Origin of the sequence: Actinoplanes regularis, from assembly GCF_900188005.1 — a bacterium.
Classification (GTDB): Bacteria; Actinomycetota; Actinomycetes; order Mycobacteriales; family Micromonosporaceae; genus Actinoplanes; species Actinoplanes regularis.
Window position 1 is genome coordinate 363,046 of sequence record NZ_FZNR01000003.1, and the last position, 22,139, is coordinate 385,184.

18 protein-coding genes are annotated in these 22,139 nt (G+C 71.2%); 8 read left to right on the top strand and 10 right to left on the bottom strand.

All coding sequences use genetic code 11. The annotated features are described in order from the left end of the window. Positions 1–20: 20 nt before the first annotated feature. The 8 genes from CHC09_RS11270 to cysC form a co-directional block, all read right to left on the bottom strand. Entirely contained in the window at positions 21–1,031 is a 1,011-nt protein-coding gene (locus CHC09_RS11270; RefSeq protein ID WP_089292966.1) for a glycosyl hydrolase, read from the bottom strand. Continuing rightward, positions 1,024–1,761: a class I SAM-dependent methyltransferase gene (locus CHC09_RS11275; protein WP_089292967.1), complete on the bottom strand. Its 738-nt coding sequence runs from the start codon at positions 1,759–1,761 to the stop codon at positions 1,024–1,026. The genes CHC09_RS11270 and CHC09_RS11275 overlap by 8 nt, the downstream gene beginning before the upstream one ends. Then, positions 1,758–3,332 carry a lipopolysaccharide biosynthesis protein gene (locus CHC09_RS11280; protein WP_239138350.1) on the bottom strand — a complete coding sequence of 525 codons (1,575 nt, stop codon included), beginning with the start codon at positions 3,330–3,332 and terminating at the stop codon, positions 1,758–1,760. Before CHC09_RS11280 ends, CHC09_RS11275 begins: the two co-directional genes overlap by 4 nt. Next, positions 3,329–4,207 carry a sulfotransferase family protein gene (locus CHC09_RS11285; protein WP_089292968.1) on the bottom strand — a complete coding sequence of 293 codons (879 nt, stop codon included), beginning with the start codon at positions 4,205–4,207 and terminating at the stop codon, positions 3,329–3,331. Before CHC09_RS11285 ends, CHC09_RS11280 begins: the two co-directional genes overlap by 4 nt. Further along, positions 4,208–5,446, bottom strand: coding sequence for a hypothetical protein (locus CHC09_RS11290; protein ID WP_089292969.1), 1,239 nt, complete (start codon positions 5,444–5,446; stop codon positions 4,208–4,210). Beyond that, a complete protein-coding gene (locus tag CHC09_RS11295) occupies positions 5,443–6,813 on the bottom strand; it encodes an O-antigen ligase family protein (protein WP_089292970.1) in 1,371 nt (456 codons plus the stop codon). Before CHC09_RS11295 ends, CHC09_RS11290 begins: the two co-directional genes overlap by 4 nt. Then, positions 6,810–8,537: a polysaccharide biosynthesis tyrosine autokinase gene (locus tag CHC09_RS11300; protein WP_089292971.1), complete on the bottom strand. Its 1,728-nt coding sequence runs from the start codon at positions 8,535–8,537 to the stop codon at positions 6,810–6,812. Before CHC09_RS11300 ends, CHC09_RS11295 begins: the two co-directional genes overlap by 4 nt. A gap of 90 nt (positions 8,538–8,627) precedes the next feature. Continuing rightward, complete coding sequence (gene cysC / locus CHC09_RS11305; protein WP_089292972.1) at positions 8,628–10,148, bottom strand: adenylyl-sulfate kinase; 1,521 nt, start codon at positions 10,146–10,148, stop codon at positions 8,628–8,630. A gap of 220 nt (positions 10,149–10,368) precedes the next feature. Between cysC and CHC09_RS11310 the strand changes: the two genes are divergently transcribed. The 8 genes from CHC09_RS11310 (at position 10,369) to CHC09_RS47090 (ending at position 17,221) form a co-directional block, all read left to right on the top strand. Continuing rightward, positions 10,369–11,586, top strand: a complete 1,218-nt coding sequence (locus CHC09_RS11310; protein WP_089292973.1) for a glycosyl hydrolase — start codon at positions 10,369–10,371, stop codon at positions 11,584–11,586. Positions 11,587–11,684: 98 nt separating this feature from the next. Beyond that, on the top strand, positions 11,685–12,599 hold the full coding sequence (locus CHC09_RS11315) for an ABC transporter ATP-binding protein (protein WP_089292974.1): 915 nt from the start codon (positions 11,685–11,687) through the stop codon (positions 12,597–12,599). Further along, entirely contained in the window at positions 12,592–13,452 is an 861-nt protein-coding gene (locus CHC09_RS11320; protein WP_089292975.1) for an ABC transporter permease, read from the top strand. The genes CHC09_RS11315 and CHC09_RS11320 overlap by 8 nt, the downstream gene beginning before the upstream one ends. 2 nt (positions 13,453–13,454) lie before the next feature. Beyond that, a complete protein-coding gene (locus tag CHC09_RS11325; protein WP_089293201.1) occupies positions 13,455–14,411 on the top strand; it encodes an ABC transporter ATP-binding protein in 957 nt (318 codons plus the stop codon). Further along, positions 14,411–15,121 carry an ABC transporter permease gene (locus CHC09_RS11330; protein WP_089292976.1) on the top strand — a complete coding sequence of 237 codons (711 nt, stop codon included), beginning with the start codon at positions 14,411–14,413 and terminating at the stop codon, positions 15,119–15,121. The genes CHC09_RS11325 and CHC09_RS11330 overlap by 1 nt, the downstream gene beginning before the upstream one ends. Before the next feature lie 172 nt (positions 15,122–15,293). After that, a complete protein-coding gene (locus tag CHC09_RS11335; RefSeq protein WP_089292977.1) occupies positions 15,294–15,803 on the top strand; it encodes a DUF4365 domain-containing protein in 510 nt (169 codons plus the stop codon). Then, positions 15,800–16,978: a hypothetical protein gene (locus CHC09_RS11340; RefSeq protein WP_089292978.1), complete on the top strand. Its 1,179-nt coding sequence runs from the start codon at positions 15,800–15,802 to the stop codon at positions 16,976–16,978. The genes CHC09_RS11335 and CHC09_RS11340 overlap by 4 nt, the downstream gene beginning before the upstream one ends. Positions 16,979–17,026: 48 nt before the next feature. Beyond that, positions 17,027–17,221 (top strand): hypothetical protein, encoded by a 195-nt coding sequence (locus CHC09_RS47090; RefSeq protein ID WP_089292979.1) that lies wholly within the window; start codon positions 17,027–17,029, stop codon positions 17,219–17,221. A 70-nt stretch (positions 17,222–17,291) separates the two neighbouring features. Here the strand turns inward: CHC09_RS47090 and ppc are convergent, their stop codons facing one another. Next, complete coding sequence (gene ppc / locus CHC09_RS11350) at positions 17,292–20,090, bottom strand: phosphoenolpyruvate carboxylase (RefSeq protein WP_089292980.1); 2,799 nt, start codon at positions 20,088–20,090, stop codon at positions 17,292–17,294. 131 nt (positions 20,091–20,221) lie between these two features. Further along, complete coding sequence (locus CHC09_RS11355) at positions 20,222–22,012, bottom strand: hydrogenase maturation protein (RefSeq protein ID WP_089292981.1); 1,791 nt, start codon at positions 22,010–22,012, stop codon at positions 20,222–20,224. Positions 22,013–22,139 lie beyond the last annotated feature (127 nt).

Here is a 22,139-nt window from a genome sequence, read left to right on the forward strand (position 1 = left end):
CCGGCCCTCCGGGACTCCTCTCAATCGACCTGGCGCGCGTTGAAGTACGGATCCTTGACGAGCGAGTGGAACGCCTTGAACGCCGCGTTGTCCCCGGTGAGCTGGAACTGCTGATTGGGGCTGTTCCCCTCCGGGTCGGACTCGAAGTACGCCACCGCCTTGATCTGCTGGTTCGCCTTGAACGTCCGCTCCGCGTCCCGCAACCAGGCCGCCCGGTTCGCCGACCCCCAGGCCTTCGCCACCCCGAACTCCCCGACCACGATCGGTTTCGGACGCTGCGCCGCCCACCGCAGGAACGGCCCCATCAGCTCCCCGATCGGCTGGAACAACGCCCCGGCGTACACGTCCACGCAGGTCCAGTCCACCTGATCGTCCCCGGGGTAGAAGTCCGGCGCGTCCCCCCGGATGAATCCCTCCGCGGTCGGGCACCACACCCAGGACACGTTGTCCGCGTGCTGCTGCCGGAAGATCGCCCGGACGTACTTCCAAGCGGCGATGTAGTCCGCGCCGGACCACATGGTGGCCCGCAGGTTGGGCCGGTCCATCTCCCAGCGCATTCGCAGCAGCACCGGCTTCTTGATCTTGCGGATCGCCCGGGCCTGCTGCCGGATCAGCCGGTCGTGCTCACCGTCCAGGATCGATCGGTTGTCCCCGGTCGCCCAGCTGATCATCAGGGACTGCCCCTGAGCCAGGAACTCCCTGTCCGACTCGGTTCCGACCATCTGCTCGAACCGCCGGTAGGTGTTCAGGATGTCCAGCCGGCGCCCGAGCGAGCTCTCCAGCGTGCCGACGGCGGCCAGCCGCCCCACGTGGGTCAGCTCCTCGGGTTTGATCCAGGCCCCGACGTACGCACCGCTCGGCGGGGGTATGAACGGCCCGGCCGCGAACGGGCCGGGCCGGACCGCCACGGCCTGCGGCCGGGTGGAGAGATCCGGCGCGGCCGGGGGGCCGGGTCGCTCCGGCTTGTCCCCGGTGCAGGCCGACAGGAACACGAGCGTGGCCACCAGTACGCCGGTGAGCGCCCTACGCATGGACACGCCGGGCGGTGTAGAGGACGTTCACCGCGTACCCGTCCGTGCCGGGCAGCCGCTGCGCCGCCGCGTCCGCGATCCGGGCCAGCCGATTCTCGTACAGCGACGGGGTGAGCATGGAGAACCCGCGCCGCTCCACGATCTCGAAGCCGTGCCGGTCGAGGAGCGCCGCCACGTCCTCGTGGGACAGTTCGGCGAACCAGCGCTCGCCGCGGTGCCGCCGGGCCCGCAGGTGCCGCACCGAGCCGGCGTTGCCGTGGTTCTCCACCACGAGCAGCCCGGAGCCGCGGTGCGGCAGCGCCTTCGCGGCGAACGCGAGCGCCCGGTCGCGGATCGTCTCGTTCACGTTGAGCAGCAGCCGGAAGATCGTCACGATGGCCGGGAAGCCGGCCGCCACCGGGGCCGGCACCGGTCCGTCGGTGGGCACCTGGTGCCAGTACGCCCGCGACCCCACCTCGGCCGCCTTCGCCATCATCTCGGCCGACGTGTCGTATCCGTGCGCCTCCCGGACCAGGCCGTGCAGGGTCCGGATGGCCCGTCCGGTGCCGCAGGCGAAGTCGTGCTGGACCGGCGGGTGCTGCCCCTCGAACTCGCGGCGGACGAGGGTACGCAGGTAGTCGCGCTGCCGCTGGTTGATCCGGGATGCGTAACTGTCCGGTGCGTAGGTCACCGATTCGTACTTCTCCACCGCCTGGGTGTCCCGGAACACCTCGGTGTAATCGCTGGTCAACTCTCCTCCTGGGATTTTCTTCGGGTGAACGCGCCGAGTTCGAGCCGGTCGCGCAGCAGCCAGGCGCCGGCGCAGAAGGCCGGCACCGCGGCCGCGACGGCGAGCGCCAGACCGGTCGGGCCGGCCCCGAACAGGGCGGTCACCGCCCAGGGCAGCAGGCCGAAGCAGCCGAGCGAGAGCAGCGCGGCGGCCCGGGTGCCCGGGCCGAACGGGTGCAGGCGGGCGCTGCGGAACACCTGGATCAGCGGTAGCAGGTTGTTGGCGACCATCGCGCCGGCCAGCCCGGCGGCCGCGCCCATCGCGCCGAATCGCGGGATCAGCAACACGTCCAGGCCGATCGTGACGGCCAGGGCGATCAGTACGTTGCTGAGGTTCAGCGAGGTGCGGCCGGCCATCGCCAGCACCATGTCGACCATGCCGCAGCCGGTGGCGACCAGCATCGCGACGGCCAGCAGCCGGACCACGGGCGCTCCGGCGGTGTACTCGTCGCCGAAGAACCGCAGGTAGTACGGCGCGAGGAGGACCACCAGCAGGTTCACCGGCCAGGTGATCAGCACCAGCCAGCCGGTGGCGACCTGGTAGAACCGGTTGGCGGCGTCCCGGTCACCGGTGCTCAGCGCCTCGGCCAGCCGCGGCTGCACCGATTGGGAGATGCCCTGGTTGGCGAACTGGATCAGGATCACGAACCGGCCGGCGACCGCGTAGACGGCGGCCGGACCGAGCCCGCCGAGCACCGCCACCAGCAGCACGTCCACCCGTTGCAGCGCGAGCTGGGCCACCGCGGCGAACGCTCGCGGGCCGGTGAACCGCCAGAACTCCCGCCGCAGCTGGCGTCGCTCAAGGGGTTCGCTGGTCGCGCCCGGGGGACGTCCGGCGAGGTAGACGCGGCGGGTGAGGTACGCGGCGAGCAGGGCGACCGGGAGGTACGGAGCGGCCCAGGCCAGTGCGAAGACTGGCAGCGAGGCCGCCGTCCAGAGCGTGGCGATACCGGCCGCGCTCACCGTGAGCAGCTGCAACGCGCTGCGCAGCACCCGGTCGACCAGCACCGTCGGGCGCATCGAGCGGTACCCGCGGGTGACTGTGAGCAGCACGTCGGTGAGCACCTGCAACGGGATGAAGACGGCCAGTACGCGCAGTCCGCCGGCGTGCGCGGCGGCGAACTCCGGCGTGTGGCGCGCGGTCAGCCGGGCCAGCTCCGGCGCGGTCGTCCACACCGCTACGGAGAGCACCAGCGAGAACGCGAAGGCCGGGCCGAGCCCGGTGCGCAGGCACGCGCCGAGCAGGTGGCTGCGGCCGGTGGCCCGCAGCCGGGCCGGCCAGTAGACCAGCCCGGTGCCGGTGCCGAGCTTGGCCAGGCCGCCGGCGAGGACGAACGCGGCGGTGGCGGAGAAGAACGCACCGGCCTCGGCCTTGCCCAGGCTGCGCGCGACGACCCAGGTCACCACCACCCCGGTCGCCCCGGCCAGGGCGGATCCGGCGATGTTGGCCAGGCCGCCGCGGGCCAGGCCGCGGGTGCCGCGACCGGGATCGGTCGCGGGCGGGGCCGGCTCGATCAGGGCGCCGGCGGTCACCCGCGTCGCCAGATCGGGGTGTGCCCGAGCCAGCCGCGCAGCGCCTCGTCGTGCGGCTGGTAGTAGGCGTACAGCTCACGCCGCAACTGTGGGTCCATGTCGGCCTGCCGGGGGCGGGCGTTGTGCTGCTCGAACGGCGGGCGTTCCAGGTTCGACGGGAGTCCGAGGAACGCGCAGACCTCGTCGTAGACCGGCTCCGGGTCGACGAAGAACCGCTCGCTCTCCACCACGTGGATGCGTTCCCGGCCGATGTGCTGAGCCATCACGCTGAGGTAGCGGGCGTACTCCCCGCGGGCCCGGTAGGCGTGGTGCTGATGGGCGAAGCTGTAGTACTCCGGGTCGGCGGCCAGCCGCTCCTCCTGGCGATGCAGGCGGGCCGGCTCCAGGGCGATCGCGGAGCCGAAGTCACGCTCGGTGTCGAAACCCCGGGCGACCTCGTGGTGGTGCTGTGAGTAGGCACGCTCCACCGGATCCCGCACGAGCACGACGATCTTGGCGTACGGCAGGTCGTGCGCGATCCGGGCCACCGCCTGCGGGTGGTACATGTAGTACGGGCTGGACTCGAAGGTCTGCGCCGGCACGCCGTACCGTTCGGCGACCTTCTCCGCCGCCCGCCGGGCCGGGAAGTGCGCCCGGTACCAGTCGATCCCCTGGTGGTACGACGTGTCGAAGTAGTGCACTCCCTTGTGCAGGACGGCCTTGAGCACCACCGGGTGCGCGGCCAGCGCCCGGTACAGCGACGTGGTGCCGCACCGCTGACCGCCGCAGATCAGGAACGACGGCAGCATCCGCTGGTCGGAGGTGAGCCGGCCGTACGAGCGGGAGCCCAGGTGCACCACCCGCTTCATCGGGGCGGGCAGGTTACGGACGTTCATCTAGAGCTCCTCCACACGCCGGATGAGCACCGGCAACAGCCAGGTTCCGAGGACGCCGAGCCGGGCTCCGGCCTCGGCCTGCCGATCGGTCAGGTAGCGGACGGCCAGGTCCATCAGGTACAGCAGGGCGGTCGTCTCCCGGGCCACCGGCGCCACCCCGAACGGGGCCAGCAGCTCGTCGGCCTTGCGGACGGTGGCCTCCACCGCGCCCCGCGCGTCACCGCTGCTCTGAATACGTTTCTGCAGCTCGTGGTGGATGGCGTCGAAGCCGAGCGGCACCCCGGTGGCGAACCGTTCCCAGTCCCAGACCAGCAGCGCGTCGGCGACGTTCGCCATGTTCCACGGGGCCCAGTCGCCGTGCCAGGCGCCGTAGCGCAGCGTGGTCTCGCCACTGTGCGCGGCGAGCAGGTCGATCGCGCCGAAGAGCGCCGCGCCCTCCTCCCGGTCGCCGACCGCGGCCAGCCGGGCGCGCAGCTCGTGCCAGTACGCGCTCTGGACCAGCGGCCCGGTGGTGTAACCGCAGCATCCGGCGATGTCGAGCATCGCGGCGGTGAGCCGGCGCGAGTTCAGGGTCGCCCGGGGCAGCCAGATCGGCAGCGACGACTGGACCAGCACCTGCATGCCGCGCCACTGCCCGGCGTGCAGCACCCGGGGCACGGTCAGTTTGGTCAGGCCGCTGGTCTGCAGCGCGTTGAGGGCAGCCGTCTCGGCACGGACCAGGCGCTGGGTGAGCGGGCCGGTTCCGATCTTGCCGAAGCCGAACGTGTCGCCGTCCGGGGTGAGCAGCTGTAGTACCGGCTTGCGGTTGGCTCGAGCCGGACCAATATGAACACTTACGGACAAATCGCGCCTAAGTGCGTCGCTCAGATATCCGTCGACGCTGGCCGAGACCGGGCCGGTGACCCGGATCCGGTTGCGGAACAACAGCCGATCGGCGCGGGCGTGCACGGCGGCCACCACCGCGTTGCGCTTGAGGCGGGCGATCCGGGACTGGGGCTCGGCGTACCGGCGGACCGCGGCGGCGGCGACGGAACGGGAGGCGGTGGGGACCAGCAGGCGAGGGCGGTGCGCGTTCGGCACCACCAGGTACTCCGTGATGACGTTGCGCTCGCCGTCGTCGTCACGGCTGGTCCGGCACGGCTGCGGATAAAGCAGTGCGAGAACCTCGGTCAGGTACTGCGTGCGCAGTGCCGCGTCATCCGCGGTCAGTTCCGCGGGCGCGGTCTTGACTGGGCTCAATTGTTTGTCCCCTCGATCCAGTTGCGCCAGAGCAGCGCGTAGGCCAGAACCATGAAGGCCAGGGGGGTGACCAGCGAGTTGTACCAGAGCATCGCGGAGAACGAGCTGACCAGCGCGGCGCTGCCGGCCACCCCGATCGCGGTCCGGTCGCGGCGGAAGCGCCACAGGCCGTACCCGAAGAAGCCCAGATACCCGGCCGTGCCCACCGCGCCGTGCGAGAAGAGCAGTTGCCAGAGCTGGCCGTTGCCACCGATGGTGAAGTTGCCGCAGCGCTCGCAGTCGGAGCTCTCGCCGACCGTGATCGAGTTGCGCCCGCCGACGGTGTTGCGGGTGCCGCCGTACCCGATCACCGGCGATTCGATGAAGCCGTTCAGCGCCCGCTCGGTCAGGAACGCGCGCACCCCGTTCGACTTGCCGTTGTCCAGCCGGGCCTGCACGGTCGTGCCGAGCGGGGTGGCGGCCAGGGCCACCGCGATCATCCCGGCGGCCAGCGCCAGCACGCCGAGGACCCACAACTTGCCGGCGATCACGTAGCGGGCCGCGACGTACAGCAGGATCACGCCGAGGCCGATCCACAGTCCCCGGTTCAGCGAGGCGACCGCCGGCGCGATCGAAGCCAGCAGGCAGAGCCAGGTGAGGACCCAGCGACGCCGGCTGGCCGCCGCCCCGGCGGCCACCAGCAGCCAGCCGACCAGCAGGCAGAAGTTGTTGCCCCAGGTGTTGGTGTAACCCCACGGCGCGGCCGGGCGCGGCGCGTCGCCGCCGACGAGATCCATGATCTGAGCGGCGTACGGATGCACCAGTGACCGGATGAACCCTTTGCTCCGGAGCCCGTGCGGCAGCAGCCACTCCACCGGCGAGGTGAACTCGAAGCCACCGGCCACCATGCCGAGCAGCCCACCCAGCACGGTCAGCACGAACATCCCGGCGAGTAGCCGGACCAGCCGGTGCCGGGACAGTTCCCGCTCGGTCAGGTTCCCGGCGTAGAGCAGCAGGACGGTCAGCGAGCCGTACATCACCAGCTTGTAGACCACCGCCGGCAGCCGTCCGGCGGCCCGCTCGACCACCGTCCCGGCCGGGTCCGCGCCCAGCGCGGCGATGCTCACCACCACCGCGGCCAGGAAGATCATCCACCAGGCGAAGCCCGGTGGCAGCCGCAGCGGCCGTCCCGCGGCCCGGCGCCGGACCAGCAGGAACAGCATCGGCGCGGCCATCAGCGGGAAGATCAGCACGCCGAGGCCGAGCGCCCACCAGAGTGGATAGAACAGCAGGATCCCGGCGACCGGCCAGGCCGGCAGGGTCAGGTCCTTCTCAGCGTTCCGGTGTGCCGGTCCGGCGGGTGGTGCTGCCGGGACGACCGTGATCACTTCTCGTCGCCGTCAGGGACACTCGTGCTGGAAACGTCGACGATCGCGGTGTCCTCGACCTTCTCACCCTCCGCCGGACGCTGCCGGATCGCCGCCGGGACCGGCTCGACGCGCTCCGGCTGGATCGCCGAGAACTGCTGCGTGGCGTCGTCGAGCATCGGCCGCCGCCCGGCCGGCGGCAGGGTCACGGCCGGCGCGGGCAGCGTCGTGACCCCCCGGGTCGCGAGCCGCGGCAGCACCACCGCACCGAGCAGCCGGGTGCCGACCCGCTGCAGCTGCTCGGTGGCGTCCAGCAGCGCGGGGCGCCGGGTGCGGCGCAGCTCGACCGCGAGGATCGCCGCGTCGGCGAAGCTGGCCAGGCTCTGCGCGTCGGCGCTGCTGCTGGTCGACGGCGCCTCGATGACCACGTATCCGCCCTGCCGGCGCAGCGCGTCCAGGGTGTCGCGCAGGCGCTGGGACTGCATCAGTCCGGCCGCGGTGGCCGAGCCGCCGGTGGTGATCACCCGCAGGGACGGGATGCGCGCGGTGCGCTGTAGCACGCGGTTCAGGCTGACCCGGCCGGCCAGCAGTTCGGAGAGGCCGGGCACGGCCGAGACCCCGAGCATCCGCGCCAGCGGCGCGGCGTCGACCACGCTGTCCGGCAGGTGCGCGCCGATCAGCACGACATCACTTCCGGTACGGGCGAGCGCCGCCGCCAGGTTCGCCGAGACCAGCGTGCTGGCCGATCCCCGGCTGGTCCCGGTCACCACGATCACCCGGTCGTCGCTCTTCAGGCTGGCCAGCACCTCGTTGCGCAGCCGGTTGAAGACCCGGCCGCCCGGCCCGTAGGGCTGCACCACGTCGTCGAAGTTCGGGGTGGTCCGCTCGTCCAGCGCGGCCAGCACCGGGACCCGGCCACGGTCCCGGACGTCGACCGCGCTGACCAGCCGCCGGTCGAAGCGTTCCCGCAGGTACGCCAGCGCCAGCCCGAGGAGCAGTCCGATCATGCCGCCGGTGGCGATGTCCAGCAGTGTGTTCGGGCTGGACGGGGACTCCGGCAGCCGGGCGTCGCTGATGATGCTGCCGGCGCCGACCGTGGTGGTGGTCAGCTCGTTCAGCCGGCCGGTCAGGCTGTTCAGCTGGTTCTGCGAGTTGCTGCGCAGGCTCAGCAGGTTGCTCTCGACGGAGCTGCCCCGGCGGGCCCCGGCCAGCCGGGCGTTGATCCCGGTGAGCGCACCGGTGAGCTGCTTGACCTTCAGGTTCAGCGAGGCGATCTGCTTGTCGAGCTGGGAGCGCGCGGTCTCCTCCCGGTTGCGCAGGTACGCCTCGGCGAACGCGTGCGACCCGGCCTGCGCCTTCAGCGGGTTGTCCGCCATGAAGGTGATCACCAGCACCGTGGTGTTCGCCGGCACTTCCACCGACACCGCGTGCGCCAGCTCCAGTGGCGGCGCGTCGGTACGCAGCAGCGCGGCGGCCTTCGCGGCGACCGCGCCGGAGCCGACCAGCTGGGCCTCGGTGTCCAGGTTGACCGAGCCCTTGGTGCGCCCGCCCTGTGCGTTCGTGTCCTGATCGACCGACTGCACCAGGACCGACGAGGAGGATTCGTAGATTCGGGGCAGCGATTGTGTCACCGCGGTGCCCACGCCCAGCCCGGCGACCGTCGCCGCCAGAGCGATCCACCAGTGCCGGCGAACCGCGCCCAGGTAGTGCGCGACATCGGAGGACGGTGGGCGAGACGCTTCCATCGGTTTCCGCGGCCTTTCGAGGAGGAGTGTCGGCTTTGGGCGTTTCGCCCCAAGGGGGTCAACGCCCGACTCCTGCCGCGAGTGATGGGCCTACGTCAGTTTTGGCTCCACCCAGCCGTTTTCCACCAGATAGCCGAGAACCTGCTCAACCGCCTCCGCGACCGACATCGTGGTGGTATCGACGGTCAGTTCGGCGTCCAGCGGCTCCTCGTACGGGTCGTCGATGCCGGTCATCCCGCGCAACTGGCCGGCGCGGGCCCGGGCGTACAGGCCCTTGCGGTCGCGGCGCTCGCAGACCTCGAGCGGGGTGGCCACGTGCACCAGCACGAACCCGGCGCCGGCCTCCACCGCCATCCGGCGCACCGCCGTCCGGGCGGCCTCATAGGGCGCGATCGGGCAGGCCACCGCCATGCCGCGGTGCCGGCCCACCTCGGCGGCCACCCAGCCGATCCGGCGCACGTTGCGGTCCCGGTCGCCCTTGCTGAAACCGAGCCCGGCGGTCAGCTCCCGGCGCACCACGTCGCCGTCGAGCAGGGTCACCGTCCGGTCGCCGGTCTCCCGCAGCGCGTCGGCCAGGTTGCGGGCGATCGTCGACTTGCCGGAGCCGGACAGGCCGGTGAAGAAGACCACCAGCCCGCGGTGCCGGCGCGGCGGCCGGATCCGGGACAGCTCCTTTGCCACCGCGGGCGGGGTGTGCCACTCGGGTAGCGGGAAGCCCCGGTCCAGCAGGTCGTCGATCTCCGCCGGGGTCATCGCCAGGCGGCGGTTGCGCAGCGGGATGTCGTCGCGCCAGCGCCACTGACCGTCCCGGTTGTCGTACGCCAGCTCGCGCGGCACCAGCACCCGCAGTCCGGCGCCGGAGAGCGTGTCGCCGGTGGAGAGCACGTGCGTGACGCCGTACGCGGCGGCCACCCGCGAGCGCAGCAGCGCGTCGCGCATCTCATCGCCGTGCGGCATCAGCGGCACCGCGACCACGGTCGCCGGGGGCATCCGGTCGCGGGCCGCGAAGACCGCCCGGACCAGCGCCTCCGGCGGCAGGCCGTCGGGGCCGTGGCCGCTGATCGGGATCAGGATCAGCAGGTGGGCCGCGAGCGTACGGGCGGCGTGCGCGATCTGCGCGAGCTGCGGCCGGTGCAGCGGGCGGTCGGCGATCACGCCGAGCACCCGGCCGGGTGGGAGCAGGGACCTGACCTCTTCCGGCGTGCGGCGCAGGCGCTGGAACGGCCCGTGCCCGCCGTCGCCCATCTTGTGCACCGGGCCGCCGATGCCGTACCGGTTCTCGGCGATCCGCCAGACGTCCCGCGCCTCGACCGTCGCGATCGGGGCGCCCTCCAGATCGGTCAGCACGACGGTGCGTCGCGCCGGATCGGCCGGGTCCAGCCGCTCGGCCAGTTCCTGCGGAATCTCACAGGTCACCGGCGTCGGCCAGGGTGTGCCGTCGGCGAGCCGGCCGGTGCGCTTGAGCGCGGCCAGGTCGGCGCGCCCCAGGAACCCGGTCAGGGGCGCATACGCCCCGGAGAGCAGCAGTTCGAGATCTGCCAGCTCAAACGGGCGTGGGGCGAACGACGGTGCGTCCCGCAGGACGTCTTCGGGCAGTACCGAGCCACTCACCTTGCGATCCCCTTGCCGCGGCTGACTTGGGTGACAGTTTCGCAGCCCGGTTCGAGTCGGTCGAGGCGGGATCACGATCTAGCGTCCGCGTCGACAAAATCATACTTTCGCCCGATACCTATCGTGACACCCGTTATATGGACAAAACGCCGAGATACCCTAATATCGGCCCATTGTGAGACAAATCGTCCGTGCTGTCGCTCTCAGCACTATCCTCGCGATGTCCGTGACGGCCACCCTCGTCTGGGCCTGGACCGGTGAGGTGGACCGGTCCGGGCTGTCCCCCGACGGCGGCCCGGTGGCGACGGAGGTACCGGTCACGAGCCGGCCCACGGCGTACCGGCAAACGTCCTCGCTCCTGCCCGCAACGCGCACCGCGACCTTCACGGGAAACCTCGGCCAGCGCGCCCGGATCCGGCCGAACCTGATCGGCGACGGCGTAGGCCGTCGTTCGCACGCCGGCCTGCCGGCCGGTGCCGCGTCGTCGCGCAGGCACTGCCGCCTGGGCCAGAAACTCGTGCCCACCTGTGGCGTGCTGTGGGGCGTGGCACCCGGCGCGCGGACCGAGGAGCACGGCTTCGAGGCGCTCGTCGACTTCGAGCGCAAGACCGGCCGGCACCAGGCCGTCTACCACGCCTACCACCACGGGATCCGGCAGCTCTTCCCGACGCCGCAGGAGATCGCGATCGCCCGGCAGCCCGGCCGTGAGCGGGTTCTGCTGCTCAACTGGAAGCCGGAGAGCGTCTCCTGGGCGAGGATCGCGCGGGGCGACCGGCGGACCGACGAGTTCCTCGACGAGTTGGCCTGGCACCTGCGCCGGAACTACCGGGAACCGTTCTTCTTCGCGATCCACCACGAGGCGGAGGACCAGGTGCGGGAGCGCCCCGGGTCCGGGTACACGGCGCGGGACTACGCGGCGATGTTCCGGCACGTGGTGAAGCGGCTCCGGGCGCACGGGGCGAACAACGTGATCACCGTGCTGATTCACATGGCGTATGTCCCGCACACCACGAAGCGCTGGTTCAGCCACATGTACCCGGGGGACGACGTCGTCGACTGGATCGGGTTCGACACGTACTCGTACAGCGACCCCGGTTACGGCCACGGTGACTTCGCCGAACTGCTCAACCGGAGGTCGTCGCTCACGCCCCGGTGGCCGGGCTTCTACAACTGGGTGGGAACGCACCATCCGGACAAACCGCTGATGGTGGCCGAGTGGGGAGTCTGGTTCAGCAAACGCAACCCCGGGCACATGGCGGAGTTCTACCGCGAAGTGGGGCAGCAGATCCGGTACTTTCCGGCGATCAGGGCGATGGTGCACTTCGAGACACCGGCCAACCAGAAGGGCCAGGACTCGTCGGTGGACTCCACGCCGGCCGCGCTGCGGGAGTACCGCCGTCTGGGAAGACTCCCAGTCTTCCAGGTCGCCCTGCGGTAAACCGGCTCCACAAACCTGTGAGAACGCTGAGGGACCCTGAGAGAGCCTCAGGGTCCCTCCGGATTCGCGAGGATGCGTCGGCTTCCTAGGCTGAGCCTGTGAACATCATCGCTACTCAGGCGCTCACGAAGACGTACGGGGGCGGGGTGACCGCCCTGGCCGATCTGTCCGTCGAGGTCGAGCCCGGCGTCATCGGCCTTGTCGGCGCCAACGGCGCCGGTAAGAGCACGTTCATCAAAATCATGCTCGGCCTGATCGCGCCCACCTCGGGCACGGTTCGGGTCTTCGGCCTCGACCCGGTCACCGAGACCGACAAGGTGCGGGCCCGGGTCGGCTACATGCCGGAGAACGACTGCCTGCCACCCGACATGTCGGCCTCCGAATTCGTCACCCACCTGGCCCGGATGAGCGGCCTGCCGGCGACCGCCGCGCGCGAGCGCGCCTCCGAGGCGCTCCGCCACGTCGGCCTCTACGAGGAGCGGTACCGCCAGATCGGCGGCTACTCGACCGGCATGAAGCAGCGGGTCAAGCTCGCTCAGGCGCTCGTCCACGACCCCGACCTGCTGCTCCTCGACGAGCCCACCAACGGTCTCGACCCGGCCGGCCGGGACGCCATGCTCGGCCTGATCCAGCGGATCGGCACCGATTTCGGCATCTCCGTCGTGGTCTGCTCACACCTGCTGGGCGAGGTCGAGCGGATCTGTGACTCGCTGATCGCGATCCAGGCCGGCCGGCTGCTCCGCGCCGACCGGATCTCCTCCATGACGGAGGCGTCCGACGTGCTGGCGGTCGAGGTCAGCGAGGGTACGGAGGAACTCGCCGCCCGCCTCACCGAGATGGGTTTCCCGGTCTCCCGGGACGGCCGGATGCTGCTCGTGCCGCTGGACTCCGACGCCGCGTACGACCGGATCCTGCGCGCGGTCGCCGACCTCGAACTCAACCTGCACCGCCTGGACCAGCGCCGGCACCGTGTCGCCGAGCTCTTCACCAAGAAGGAGACCGCCGATGTCTGAGACCGGCGTCATCCATGACATCGGCTATCAGCGGTACGAAGGGCCACGCCTGGGCCGCGCCGCCGCGATCAAAGCGCTCTACGTGCACGGTCTGCGGGCCGCGTACGGGCTGGGCCGACCCCCCAAAGCCAAAATCTTCCCGTGGCTGGTCGCCGGGGTCACGCTGCTCATCGCGGTGATCCTGGCCGCGGTGAGATCGCAGGTCCCGGAGTTCGAGTTCACCTACGCCCAGTTCGACGACTCGCTCAGCTGGCTGATCATCTTCTTCGTCGCGATCCTCGCGCCGTCCCTGGTCTCCCGGGACATCCGCTCCGGCACGCTGCCGCTCTACTTCAGCCGCCCGTTGCGCGCCGCCGACTACGTGCTCGCCAAGTTCCTCGCCATGGTCAGCGCCGTCTGGCTGCTCCTCGGCGTCCCGCAGTTCATCATGTTCCTGGGTGCCGCGTTCACCACGGACAAGGGCATGACCGGCGTCTGGGACGAGGTGCGGGAACTGGTGCCGGGCTGGGCGTACAGCCTGCTCTGGGCGTTGCTCTTCACCAGCATCGGCCTGCTGGTCGCGTCGCTGACCGGCAAGCAGGCGTTCGCCGCCGGCGGCATCGTGGCGATCTTCCTGATGACCACACCGGTGGTCGGCGTGCTCGCCTCGCTCCCGGCCAGCGCCGCCAATCACCTGGCGTTCCTGGCCAGCCCGATGACCCTGGTCAGCGGGGTGGGCGCCTGGGCGCTGGGCAACGACATCGGCATCGACATCGGCCGGTACGGCCCGATCTACGGCATCGAGGCGTTCTGCCTGATCACCGCTTGCCTCCTGCTCCTGCTCGCCCGGTACCGGAAGGTGGCCGCGCTGTGACCATCGAAACCCAGCCCACCGCGCCCACCGCCCCGGCCGGCCTCGCGCCCGGGGCGGTCGAACTCCTCAACGTGTCCCGCTGGTACGGCAACGTGGTCGCGGTCAACGACATCACCATGTCGCTCGGCGCCGGCGTGACCGGCCTGCTCGGCCCGAACGGCGCCGGCAAGACCACGCTGCTGCACATGATGGCCGGCTTCCTGGCCCCGTCCCGGGGCTCGGTCACCATCGACGGCAAGCCCACCTGGCGCAACCCCGCCGTCTACCGCGACCTCGGCCTGGTCACCGAGCGGGAGGCGGTGCACGCCTTCCTCACCGCCGAGCAGTTCGTCCTGGCCTGCGCCAAGATGCAGAAGCTGCCGGACCCGGCCGCGGCCACCCGCCGCGCGCTGGAACTGGTCGAGATGACCGACGCGGCGCACCGCCGGATCGGCACGTTCTCCAAGGGCATGCGGCAGCGCACCCGGGTGGCGGCCGCGCTCGTGCACCAGCCGCGGGTGCTGCTGCTCGACGAGCCGTTCAACGGCATGGACCCGCGTCAGCGGATGCACATGATGGAGCTGCTGCACTCCCTCGGCGACAACGGGCACACCATCCTGTTCAGCTCGCACATCCTGGAGGAGGTCGAGCAGATCGCCGGCCTGGTCCAGGTGATCGTGGCCGGCCGGCTCGCCGCCTCCGGTGACTACCGCAAGATCCGGCGGCTGATGACCAACCGGCCGCACGTGTTCGCCGTCCGCAGCTCCGACGACCGGGGGCTGGCCGTCGCCCTGGTCGCCGAGAAGTCGGTGAGCGGCATCGAGATCGGGGAGGCCGGGTTGACCGTACGAGCCTCGGACTACGGCGACTTCACCCGTGCCCTGCCCCGGATCGCCCTCGACCAGGGAATTCGGCTGCACCAGCTGGTGCCGTCCGACGAATCCCTGGAGAGCGTCTTCTCCTACCTGTTGGAGGCCTGATGTCGACCGTCGCCATGATCACGGCGCGTGGCCTCTTCGGCCGGCGCCGGGCGCTCCTGCTCCTGCCACTGCCGTTGCTGCTGATCGGCCTGGCCGCGATCTGCCGGGCGTACGGCTTGGACTACAGCCACTGGGGCAAGTCGGTGATCGAGGGCCTCGGCTTCGCCGTGGTGCTGCCGGTGATCGCCCTGATCGTCGGCACCGGGGTCCTGGGCTCCGAGGTCGACGACGGCACCCTGGTGCACATCCTGACCAAGCCGCTGCCGCGCCGGGAGATCATCCTGCCGAAGTTCGCGGTCGCCGTGACCGCCACCGCCGTCACCACGGCGCTCCCGCTCTACGTGGTCGGCCTGCTCGCCGGCTCGGCGAGCCTCGGCGCCGCCCTGGCGGCCGCCGCGGTCATCGGCTCGTTCGCCTACACCGCCCTCTTCCTCCTGCTCAGCCTGCTGAGCCGGCGGCCGGTGCTGCTCGGCCTGGTCTACATCCTGATCTGGGAGGGCCTGCTCGGGCGCTGGGTGAGCGGCACCCGGGTCCTCTCCATCGAGCAGTACGTCATCACACTCGCCGACAAGCTCGAGCCCACCACCATCCTCGACGCCAAACTCAGCGTGCTGACGGCGGCGGTGATGACCGCGGTGTTCGTGGTGCTGAGCCTGGTGGGCGCCATCAACCGCCTGGGCTCCTTCAGCCTCGCCGGCGAAACAAGCTGACCTCACCGGTCACGGAAACGGCTCGCGCCCTCTGGCGCGAGCCGTTTCCGTAGGCGGGTGGGATTGTGCTGCGCTGCCGTCTGTCCGTTTCCGGACCGGCCGCCATTGGCGCCCGACTACTAGTCTGGTGCATGTCGCTTTCGGGTAGGGCGAGGCGGGCGGAGACCGTGACGTGCACAAGAACGTTCATCAGGGCCTGCACGGTGAGGGCTTCATTCACGCGCTCGCATGCGCCGGCGGGTTCATCACGGCCCGAGCGACCCTGGACGTCGATGGGGTCGATCTGCAGATCGCCTTCCCCGGGCCGCGCGGCACCGTCCGGTCCCCCAAGATCGAGGTACAGGTCAAGTCCGCGTCCAGCCCGTCGATCCGGGACGGTGTTCTCTTTCACCGGCTCTCGGCGATACACCACAATCACCTTGCGGGCCCGGGTTTCCAGGTCCCGAGGTTTCTCGCTGTGGTGATCGTTCCTCAGGAGACGGCCGACTATGCGGTCTGCACCGACGAACACATGCGGCTCTCCACCGCTGCATACTGGCGTTCGCTGGCAGATCAAGAACTCCGGCCGGTCGGGGAGGGGCATCCGGAGAGCGTCACGGTCGAGGTGCCATTGCGGAACCTGCTGACGGTGCGGGCGATCCGTTGTCTGCTGGAGGGCGACTTGGAAGGGGCGGCGCGATGATTCGGGCACAGGTCACCGACCGGGATGCCCTGGCCGCCCGATCGCCCTCTGAACTGGCCATGTACCTCCGGGCGAATGGTTGGGCGACCCGTGGGCGGGCCGGGAGCAGTGTGCAGTGGGTGAAGTCCATCGGCGACGAGGAGTTCGAGGCCCTGCAGCCGCGAGAGTCCACGATCCGCGACTATCCGCTGCGAGTGCGAGATCTCCTCGCGATGCTGGCGGCGGCCGAGGAGCGCTCCGAGCTCGCGATCCTGAGCGACATCACCAGTGTCTCCATGGACGTGCACGAAGTCCGGGCCTTTCCGGTGGACACCGGCCCGGGAACGATCGGGCTCGACGACGGCGTGCAAGCGTACGAAAGCCTCCGGAATCTGGTCCTGGCCGCCGCGTGCGCGGCGGCCACCGATCAGCCGCGCGCCGTCCAGCCCACTCGTAAACCGGCCGATGTGCTTAGCTTTCTCCGCGAGGTGAGGATCGGCGCACCGGCCGAGGGCAGCTTCGTCCTGTCGGTGCACACGCCGGTGCCGCCGCGACTGTCGTCAGCGCAGGCGTCGTTCTTCGACGAGGACGTGGCCGATGCACTGGAGCCGGCCGAGCCGTTCGAGCGCCGGGTCTCGCTGAAGCTGTTCGACGCGGTGCGTGCCGCGCACTCCGCGGCGAACGACGCCCTGGTCGCTGCCGAAGGGCTGGACGTGTTTACCGACGCGGTGCCGCTCGGTGTCAGCGCGAATCTCTGCGAGGCGCTGGTCGGCCTCGGCGGCGAGGCCGGGCACCCGTTCGACTTCTCGTTGCGACTGGCGCCGGCCCGGCCGCTGCGCGCTCGGAGCTTTCCGCCGATCCGGTTTCGCCGGGACCATCTGCCGCTGCTCGCGTCCGCCGCGCAGGAATTGCGTGAACGGGTTGCGGACGAGGGTGTGCTGCTGGTCGGTAACGTGGTCCGGCTGCACCGGGAGGGCTCCGGGCCCGGCGAGATCAGCATCGCCGGGACGATCGAGGGTGACGATCGGCTGCGCCGGGTCTGGATGAGTCTCGGCGAGGAGGACTACTTCCGAGCGACCGAAGCCCACCGCGGAATGCTGCTCGTCTCGGTCCGCGGCGACCTGGTACGGAGAGGAACCCGGCACCATCTGATCAATCCGTCGGCCTTTCAGCCGGTGCGAGATCCCGCGAGCTGACCTCACCGATCGTGGAGCGGCTCGCGCCTCCAGCGACCAGCCGTTTGTGTGGGTAGCGGTGCGGGTCCGGCCTACGGTCTGTTCCCGCCGCGCCGGGTCGACGACGGCTGGCGGTGGGAGGGTGACGGTGCCGGCCTGACCGAATGGGGGCGGCCGGGGGAGGCGTTTCCGCGTACAGAAGCGTTCGACCCGACCGAGGGCATGCCGGAACCACCGGACGAGGCCGAACGCTCGACAGCCTGACCCGCGTCCATCCGCGAGATGCAAGAAGCCCGGAAGTCGAAGACTTCCGGGCTTCTTTCGGTGGAACAGATCAGCCGGTGTTGCGCATGCCGGCGGCGATGCCGTTGACCGTGGTGAGCAGGGCCCGCTCCAAGGCCGTCGATTCCGACGGCCCGCGGCGAGCGCCCGGGGCGGTCGGCATCTGGCGGCCGTTCTCGCCCAGGTCGCGGTACTGGCGCAGGAGCGCCACCTGCAGGTGGTGCAGGGGCTCCAGGTACGTGTCGCGGACCCCCAGCGTGCGGGAGAGCTCCGGCTGCGCGGCGAGGAGCTGCGATCCGCCGGTGATGGCGAGCACCTCCTGGACGGTCCGCTCGTACTCCTGCTCGATCATGGTGAAGATCGGGTGCAGCTGCTCCGGGACGAGCGTCTCGACGTACCGCCGGGCGATCGACAGGTCGGTCTTGGCCAGCATCATCTCGACGTTGGAGAGGAACGTCCGGAAGAACTGCCAGTGCTCGTGCATCGCGTCCAGCTCCGCGCCGAGGCCGGCCTCGCGGACCGCGGCCAGGCCGGTGCCGACGCCGAACCAGCCGGGCACGATCTGCCGGGTCTGGGTCCAGCCGAACACCCACGGGATGGCCCGCAGGCCGCCCAGGCCGGCGTCCGCGTTCGGGCGCTTGGCCGGGCGGGAGCCGATGTTCAGGGCGCCGAGCAGCTCGGTCGGGGTGGCCGCCCAGAAGTAGGCGGCCAGGTCCGGGTTCTCGACCAGTTTGCGGTAGGCCGCGAACGCCGCGTTCGAGGCGGTGTCCATGGTGGCGTCCCAGACCTCGAGCCGGACCGGGTCGACCGAGAGCGTGGTGTGCAGCAGGGTCGCCTGCAGCACCGCCGCCACGGTCAGTTCCAGGTTCTCCCGGGCGAGCGCCGGCACGGTGTACTTGTCCGAGATGACCTCGCCCTGCTCGGTCACCTTGATCGCACCGTCGAGCGTGCCGTACGGCTGCGCCAGGATCGCCTCGTGGGTGGGGCCGCCGCCCCGGCCGACGGTGCCGCCCCGGCCGTGGAACAGCCGCAGCCGCACGCCGTGCCGCGCGGCCACGTCCCGCAGCGAGCGCTGCGCCTTGTGGATGCGCCACTGGCTGGTCGTGATCCCGGCCTCCTTGTTGGAGTCCGAGTAGCCGAGCATGACCTCCTGCAGGTCGCCGCGCGCCCGGACGATCTCCCGGTACGCCGGCAGCGACAGCATCTCGTCCAGCAGGTCACCGCCGGCGTCCAGCTCGGCGGGGGTCTCCAGGAGCGGCACGATGCCGACCCGGGCCCGCCCGGTCTGGATGTCGATCAGGCCGGCCTCGCGGGCCAGCACGGCCGCGGCGAGCACGTCGTCGACGCCGAGGGTCATCGAGATGATGTACGACTCGATGACGTCCGCCCCGAACCGGTCCTGCGACTCGCGGATCGTGTGGAACACATCGAAGGTCTTGCGGGCCGAGTCGGTCAGCGGCGTGTCCGCGCTGGACAGCGGCCGCCGGCCGGTCAGCTCGGTGGCGAGCAGCTTGGTGCGGTCGGCCCGGTCCAGGGTGGCGTAGTCGTCGACCTCGCCGACCTGGGCGTACATCTGCTGCAGCACCTCGTGGTGCTTCTCGGCGTGCTCCCGCACGTCGAGCGTGGCCAGCTGCAGGCCGAACGCGGACGCCTGGCGGATCGCGGTGGCGACCACGCCGATCGCCGAGAGCTGGCCGGAGTTGCGGGCCAGCGAGGCGCGCATCAGCTCCAGGTCGGCGATCAGCTCCTCGCTGCCCAGGTAGTCACGGCCGGGCACGTGCGAGGTGCCGTGCTGCAGCCGGGACCGGGTGTTGGTCAGCTTCGCCTTGATCGCCCGGACCTTCAGCCGGTACGGCTCCTCGGCGTTGACCCGGCGGAACCGGGCCGCGATCTCGGGCAGGTTGTCCAGGTCCTGGGCGAGGCTGGCGGAGAGGTCGAGGGAGACCCCGCGCAGCCGCCGGGAGACGGACAGCTCGTCGATCAGCTTGTCCATCGCCTTCTCGGCGGCCTGGATGCCGTGCTCGTGCTGGATCAGCAGCACATCGCGGGTGACCTTCGGGGTGACGAACGGGTTGCCGTCCCGGTCGCCGCCGATCCAGCTGCCGAAGGTGAGCGGCCGGGACGTCGGCGCGGTCTCCACGCCCAGCCGGCGCAGCGTCTCGGCCAGGTCGTCGAGCACCTGCGGGGCGGCCTCGGCGTAGAGGTCTTTCAGGTAGTAGACGGCGTTGCGCGCCTCGTCGGTCGGGTCCGGCCGGTCCAGGCGCAGCTCGTCGGTCTGCCAGAGCAGGTCGATCAGCTCGGCGAACCGCTTGGTCGACACCGTGGTGTCGGTGTCGCCGTAGAGCGCGGCGGCGGCGGACTCGGCGTCCAGCGAGTCGGCGACCTGGCGCAGCTTCGACAGGATCGAGCGGCGGGCGGCCTCGGTCGGGTGCGCGGTGAAGACCGGGCGGACCGCGAGCCGGCGGGCGGCCGAGGCGATCTCGTCGGCCGGCACGCCGTGCTCGGCGATCCGCTTGGCGGCCTGGTCCAGCCAGCCGCCCTCCTTGGCGCGGCGGCGCCGCAGGTCCCGGGCGCGGTGCACCTGCTCGGTGATGTTGGCCAGGTGGAAGTAGGTGGAGAAGGCCCGGGCCAGCTTGGTGCCGGTGGTGATGTCCATCGCGCCGAGCCGTTCGGCGGCCGCCGGTACGTCCTGGCGGACCAGCGCGCGGATCTCCTCGACCAGGTCGAGCAGGGGCCGGCCTTCCTGGCGGGCCAGCGTCTGCCCGAGCAACGTGCCGATACGGCGGATGTCGGCACGTAGCGCGGCGTCGGACCCTTCTCGCTCGTCGAGATGGGCGGGCAGCTCTGTCATCGGGGGCGCTCCTTCGCTTGGATGGCTCCAGGACGGCGCTGTCCCGACTTTGCAGATCGTATCGGGGTCCCCCGGCGCGGGGGTGAATTGAGTCAAGAGTCTCACGGTCGTTAAGTCGACCGGCTGGAGGATCAGGCGGAGACCGGCACCGCCGGGCGGACCGCTGCGGAGGTGTGCCGCTCGGCGGCCGGCCCGGTGTCGCCGGTGCGCGGCCACGGGGCGGGGATCGGCCCGGCGTCGCCGGTCAGCAGCAGCCGCCGGGGCGTGGCGGAGGGCCGGAGCTTGCCGACGAACGCGTGCCGGGCCGCGGCGAAACCGGACCTGTCGGTGTAGATGTCCCGGCTCATCTCGGCGAGTTCGCGGGTCTCGTAGACGTCGAGCGGAATGCGCTCGGCGGCGAGCCGGCGCGCTTTGGCCGCCCGCCGCTTCCGCGCGGCCCGCGCGTCGCCGTGGCGTTCGGCGAGCAGGGTCAGCCACTGCCCGTACGCCTCGGGGTGCCGGGGCCCGACCTCGTCGACCAGCCCGGTCCGGACCGCCTGGGCGGTGCTCATCGGCAGCTTGTCGTCGATGAGTCGCTGGGCCCGGTCCGCGCCGACGCGCCGCGGCAGGGTGTAGGTGTGCAGTTCGGAGCCGAACAGCCCGATGTCGTAGTACGGGTTGAGCACGATCCCGTCCCGTGCCGCGACCACGTCCGCACCCAGCCCGAGCATCACCCCACCGGCGCCCGCGCTGCCCGCGTAGGCGGCCACCACCACCTGCCTCGTGCAGGCGATGATCTCCCGGCACACCTGGTTGATCGCCCGGATGTTGGCCCACGCCGCCGCGGCCGGGTCCGGTGCCGCCTCGATCACATTGAGGTGGACGCCGTTGCTGAACGCCTCGGTCCCGCCGCGCAGCACCAGCACCCGGGTGTCCTGGCCGGCCGCGTGCCGCAGCCCGGCGAGCAGCCGCCGGCAGTGCCCGGGCGCCATGGCCCCGTTGTAGAAGTCGAAGAGCAGCCAGCCGATCGCCCCCGTGCGCCGGTAGCGGACCTGCCGATAGGTGTTCGGCGCCTCCGCTTCCGCGTACGCCTCGATCGGTGAGTTCGGCACGCCGCGCAGCCGTTCGCCGAGCGCGGTGGTGGCCGGCAGCTTGATCCCGTACTGGCCGGCCGGGCGCAGGTGGCCCAGCCACAGGCTGCCGTCGCCGGTGGCCACCTGCACCGCGCCCTGGCGGCGGCCGAGCAGCGTCCCCGGCCGGCTGCCGCGGGCCAGCCCGGGGTGCGCGTCGTAGGCGTACACGGCGAGTCCGCCGACCTCGGTGCGGACTCCGGGCGAGCCGTCCGCGGCGCGGATCCGGCGCAGGATCGTCTCGGTCGGCTCATCCCAGCCGAAGGCGCGGTCGGTCTGTCGCATCAGGGCCCGGGGCCGCGCACCGGGCGTCTCGGTCGGCGTGTTCTCGGTCGGGACCGGGCTGAACGACGGGTCGGCGGCCTTGGTGACCACCTCCAGGGCGCACTCCAGCGCGGCGTCCGAGACCGGGCCGGCGTAGAGCGCCGACTTGCGGGGCGGCAAGGCCGGCAGGGGGAAGGTGCGGCTGGCCCAGATCGGGCCGGCGTCCAGCTCCTCGACCGCCTGCAACGCGGTGACGCCCCAGCTGCGCATCCCGTCGCTGATCGCCCAGTCCAGTGAGGACGGTCCACGGTCGCCGACCGGCCCGGGGTGCAGGATGACGGTGCGCCAGCGCTGCCAGACCACCGCTGGCACCCGTTCCTTCAGGTACGGACAGAGGATCAGCTCCGGAGCGGCGGCGCGCACCCCGTCGATGATCTCCCGTTCACTGATCGACAGCAGCACGCCGACCTCGTGCCCGGCGTCCCGCAGGGCGCACCAGACCCGCTGGCTCAAGCCGTTGAAAGCACTGACGAGCAGCAGGATACGCACGATGCCCTCCCCGGCGCGCTGGGCCTGTATGCGGGTACTTTTCACGATGCCATCGCCCACATGTCGGACATGTTGTCCGATAAGGCGCACGCTGCCGGAACTGTCAGGGGGTCGGACTAAGCTGTTC